The sequence below is a fragment of the Geomonas sp. genome (genome assembly GCF_035254065.1).
Classification (GTDB): domain Bacteria; phylum Desulfobacterota; class Desulfuromonadia; order Geobacterales; family Geobacteraceae; genus Geomonas.
The window spans coordinates 1-4786 of sequence record NZ_DATFBA010000047.1 but is presented as its reverse complement, the minus strand read 5'-3'; the positions used below and the strand labels follow the sequence as shown (position 1 = coordinate 4786).

The following is a 4786-nucleotide window of genomic DNA, read 5'->3' as shown; positions in this document are numbered from 1 at the left end:
TGGCCGACCCGGTACACGCAGGAAAGCGCCTTCCTGGCCGGCTCGGTGGCGTCGAAGCGCTCCGGTGGCCTCTCGCAGATGTCGCAGTTATCGCACTCCTTCTCAAGCCTGTCCCCGAAGTAGCCGAGCAGCACCCGCCTCCGGCAGGTCTGGGCCTCCGCGAAGCCGGTCATGCAGTTCAGCTTATGCAGCTCGATCCTGTTTTGCTCCGCGTTGCCACCGTTTTCGATCAGGGCGCGCGCTATGGCGACGTCGCCGTAGCCGAACAAGAGCAGCGCGTCTGCGGGGAGCCCGTCACGTCCGGCACGGCCCGTTTCCTGGTAGTAGCTCTCAATGCTCTTGGGCATGTCGTAATGGACGACGTAGCGGACATTGGACTTGTCGATCCCCATGCCGAAGGCCACCGTGGCCACCACCACCTTGATGTCGTCGCGCAGGAATGCTTCCTGGACACGGTGCCGCTCCTTGTCGGGGAGCCCGGCATGGTAGGCCGCCGCCTTCACGCCGGCCGCCTCCAGCTTCTTGGCCACCTCTTCCACCCTCTTTCGGGACAGGGCGTAGACGATGCCGGCCTCGTCCTTGCGGTCCGCCAAAAAGCCCATCAACTGGCTGAACGGCTTGCTCTTCTCGACCACGGTGTAGCGGATATTGGGCCGGTCGAACCCCGCGATGTAGCAGGGGGCGTCACCCAGACGAAGCCGGTTGAGGATATCGCTCCTGGTCTGGCTGTCCGCGGTGGCGGTGAGGGCGATCATCGGGATGGAGGGGAAGATGTCGCGCAGCATGCCGAGCTCGGCGTACTCCGGGCGGAAGTCGTGCCCCCATTGGGAGACGCAGTGGGCCTCGTCAATGGCGAACAGGGAGATGGGGAGGGTCTTGATCCGCTCGATGAAGCCGTCGGTCAACAGTCGTTCCGGGGCGACGTAGAGGAGCTTCAACTCCCCCGCATGGAACTCCGCCAGCACCCGGCGTGCCTCCGCCTCGCCCAATGCGGAGTTATAGCAGGCCGCCGCCACCCCATTCTCGCGCAGGGCGTCCACCTGGTCCTTCATCAGGGAGATGAGCGGGGATACGATGAGCGCGGTCCCGGGGAGGCAGAGGGCGGGGATCTGGTAACAGAGTGACTTTCCGCCGCCGGTCGGCATCAGCACGAAGGCATCGCCGCCGGAGATCACCTGCTCGACGATCTCCTGCTGGCTGGCGCGGAAGCTCTGGTAGCCGAACACCTCATTGAGTATTTGTATCGGGGATGCCGGCATCGGGCGGGTCCTTCGGAATAGTACTCCCCCCTTGATAAAGGGGGGGCAGGGGGGATTGCTTTTTGTTTGGGCGCCTTAAAAGTAATCCCCCTAAATCCCCCTTTATCAAGGGGGACTTCAGGAACACCTACATCAAAACACGTACGACACCGATGTCAACTGCAGGGGGAGCAAGATGCGACGGTGGTTTCTGAGGTGGCGATGCCAAGGTTGCGGAGGAAATCACGGGTGAGCGGGGCACCGTTGAACGGGTCACAGAGCCCTGGGCGTTGCAGGTCCTCGGCGCTGTCCACGTCGTACCAGGCAGGCAGCAGGGCGCAATCCAAGCCATCCCGCTCCGCCGTAGCCAGGCTTTTCACCAGCACCTGCGGCCCCGACCAGGGAATGTCCCGGAAGAGCGCTCCGTACTCCCCTCGTATCCCCACCAGGTAGTAGCCGCCATCCTCGGCAGGACCGAAGACCGCGTCCCTGCCGTCCAGCAACTGGTCGAAAGCCTGCCGCACGAAGGCAAGGGGGAGGTCCGGCGCGTCGCTCCCGATCACCACCCGAGCTTGGTACCCCAGATCGGCGAGGACAGTGAAGGCGTCCTCGAGACGTCTGCCCAGGGAGGCATCGGTCTGGCGGATCAGCTGCAGATGAGGACTTGCGGCATGGAAGAACTCTGGCTCCCCGTCATAGAAGAGGAAGGTGTCGAACTGGAGGGCGCTCATCCTGGCGACGGTGTCGAGCAGCATGCAGCGGTAAAGCTCCGCGCTCTGCTCCGGCGAAAGCGGCGGCGTGAGCCGCGTCTTCACCTTGCCGGCGACGGGAGTTTTGGCAAAAATGGCGAGGGCATGCTTCATTAGTGGAGTCATCTTAATATCATTAAATGAAGCGACAAACTTTAGCTTTGTCCACAGTTTTTCCGCTTTTCAACAGAGTTATCCACAGTCAAATGTTTGACCGGCCGTCGCTTGCTATGGCTTCTTTCTCTCGATCGCCGCATAGGCGGAATGCTTATGGATCGATTCGAAGTTCTCGGCCTCCACGGAAAACCAGGTGATATTTTCCGTAGACAGCAGCCGGACCGTCGCCTCGCGCACCATGTCCTCCACGAAGCGGGGATTCTCGTAGGCACGCTCGGTCACGTACTTCTCGTCCTCGCGCTTCAGGAGGGAATAGACCTGCGAAGAACCGCACTGCTCGATGATCTCGATCAGGTCCTCGATCCAGATGAAGTCGCTGTAGCGGACCTGCACGGTCATGATCGAGCGCTGGTTGTGCGCCCCGTACTGCGACAGCTCTCGGCTGCAGGGACAGAGCGAGGTGACGGGAACCTTCACCCCCAGCACGAAATCGAAGGTGTCCGAAAGGGAGGCGCTGAAGGTGCAGGTGTACTCCATCAGGCTCTTGGCCTTGGAGACCGGCGCCTTCTTCTCGATGAAGTAGGGGAACTCCATCTCCAGGTGTGCGCTGGAGGCCCCCAGCTTCTCCTTCATCCTGGCCAGGATGGTCTCCATCTTGTCGAGCGCGATCTCTTCCCGGTAGTGGTTCAGGATCTCCACGAAGCGGCTCATGTGGGTCCCCTTGAAGTGGTGCGGGAGATCGACGTACATGTTGATGCGGGCGATGGTGCTCTGGAAGGAGCGGTTCTTGTCCATCACCACGATGGGATAGGAGATGTCCTTGACGCCGACCTTGCTGATGGGGATGTTGCGGGTATCGCGGGTGAGCTGTACGTCGCTCAGCGACCGGCGCGCAGAGGATTCGGAGGTAGCGACGGTGGTCTCCTTGGTCATCTTATCTTTTTCCTTCGCCATGCGTGTATTTCACCTTTACCTGTTCACGTAACGGAGCGGATCGCTGACCCCTGCTTCGGCGAATCCCTTCAGCCGTAGCCGGCAGGAATCGCACAGCCCGCAGGACGCGCCGTCTGCGGCGGGATCGTAGCAGGAGTGGGTGAGCGAGTAATCGACCCCCAGGGACAGTCCTTTCCGGATGATGTCGGCCTTGGAGAGGCTGATGAGCGGCGTGTGGATCTTGATCCTCCCCTCTCCTTCCACGCCGGCCTTGGTGGCCAGGTTGGCCATGGTCTCGTAGGCGGCGATGAACTCGGGTCGGCAGTCGGGATAGCCGGAGTAGTCGAGCGCGTTCACCCCGATGAAGATGTCATAGGCGCCCATGGTCTCGGCCCACCCCAGCGCGAAGGAGAGGAAGATGGTGTTGCGGGCCGGCACATAGGTCACCGGGATGTCGTCACCCACCCCTTCCTTGGGGACGGCGATATCGGAGGTGAGCGCGCTCCCTCCCATCTTCCTCAGGTCGAACTCCACCAGCAGGTGGTCGAGCGCCCCCAGCGGGCGCGCGTTCTTCTTGGCGACCTCCATCTCGTACTGGTGGCGCTGTCCGTAGCTGAAGCTGATGGCGTAGGGGGCGTACCCTTCCGCCTTGGCGATGGCCAGGCAGGTGGTGGAATCGAGCCCGCCGCTGTAGAGAACTACCGCTTTTTTCTGCATAGAGTCACCTCAAAAAAAGAGGCCGCGCCGTTATCCGGTGCGGCCTTTTAGGGCTATTCCACGAAGCTCTTGAGCTTCTTGGCCCGGCTCGGGTGGCGCAGCTTCCTGAGCGCCTTGGCCTCGATCTGCCTGATCCGCTCGCGGGTCACCTCGAAGTCCTGGCCGACTTCCTCCAGGGTGTGGTCGCTCTTCTCGCCGATGCCGAAGCGCATCCTGAGCACCTTCTCCTCACGCGGGGTGAGGGTGGAGAGGACGCGCGAGGTCTGCTCGGAGAGGTTCGCCTTGATGACCGCCTCCAGCGGGGAGACCACCCCTTTGTCCTCGATGAAGTCGCCCAGATGGGAATCTTCTTCCTCGCCGATCGGGGTCTCCAGGGAGATCGGCTCCTTGGCGATCTTGAGGACCTTCCTGACCTTGTCCAGGGGGAGCGCCATCCGCTCGGCGATCTCCTCCGGGGAGGGCTCGCGGCCGATCTCCTGCACCAGCTGACGGCTGGTCCTGATCAGCTTGTTGATGGTCTCGATCATGTGCACCGGGATCCTGATGGTGCGGGCCTGGTCCGCGATGGCGCGGGTGATGGCCTGGCGGATCCACCAGGTGGCGTAGGTGGAGAACTTGTAGCCGCGCTGGTACTCGAACTTGTCCACCGCCTTCATCAGGCCGATGTTCCCTTCCTGGATCAGGTCAAGGAACTGCAGGCCGCGGTTGGTGTACTTCTTGGCGATGGAGACCACCAGGCGGAGGTTGGCTTCCACCAGCTCGCTCTTGGCAAGCTTGGCCTTGCGCTCCCCCTCTTCGATGGCCAAAAGCGCGTTGGCGAGCTCGCTCGCCTTGAAGCCCGACTCCTGCTCGATCTTGCGCAGCTTCTTCTCGATGGTGAGATAGCGCTTCTCGAGCTTTTGCGCCTCGTCCGCACTCATGCCGAGCTTCTTGTTGACCTCGGCGTCGGAGCCGTCACGCACCGCATTGAAGGCGGTGAGGAAGACGTCCTTCTCGGTCGAGGTCTCCTGCTCCAGCTCCGCGTTCTCCTGC

5 protein-coding genes are annotated in these 4786 nt (G+C 62.1%); all 5 read right to left on the bottom strand.

Annotated elements, in window-relative coordinates; translation table 11 throughout:
- The coding region (locus VJ604_RS02625) for a RecQ family ATP-dependent DNA helicase (protein ID WP_324079834.1) at positions 1 to 1259 on the bottom strand (1259 nt) is incomplete at its 3' end.
- Between the two features lie 155 nt (positions 1260 to 1414).
- On the bottom strand, positions 1415 to 2113 hold the full coding sequence (locus VJ604_RS02620) for a TIGR04282 family arsenosugar biosynthesis glycosyltransferase (RefSeq protein WP_324079833.1): 699 nt from the start codon (positions 2111 to 2113) through the stop codon (positions 1415 to 1417).
- A gap of 102 nt (positions 2114 to 2215) precedes the next feature.
- Positions 2216 to 3037, bottom strand: a complete 822-nt coding sequence (gene folE2, locus VJ604_RS02615) for a GTP cyclohydrolase FolE2 (protein WP_324079835.1) — start codon at positions 3035 to 3037, stop codon at positions 2216 to 2218.
- Between the two features lie 36 nt (positions 3038 to 3073).
- The gene (queC, locus tag VJ604_RS02610) at positions 3074 to 3754 is read right to left on the bottom strand and encodes a 7-cyano-7-deazaguanine synthase QueC (protein ID WP_324079832.1); all 681 of its coding nucleotides are present in this window, start codon (positions 3752 to 3754) and stop codon (positions 3074 to 3076) included.
- A gap of 53 nt (positions 3755 to 3807) precedes the next feature.
- The coding region (gene rpoD / locus VJ604_RS02605) for an RNA polymerase sigma factor RpoD (protein WP_324079831.1) at positions 3808 to 4786 on the bottom strand (979 nt) is incomplete at its 5' end.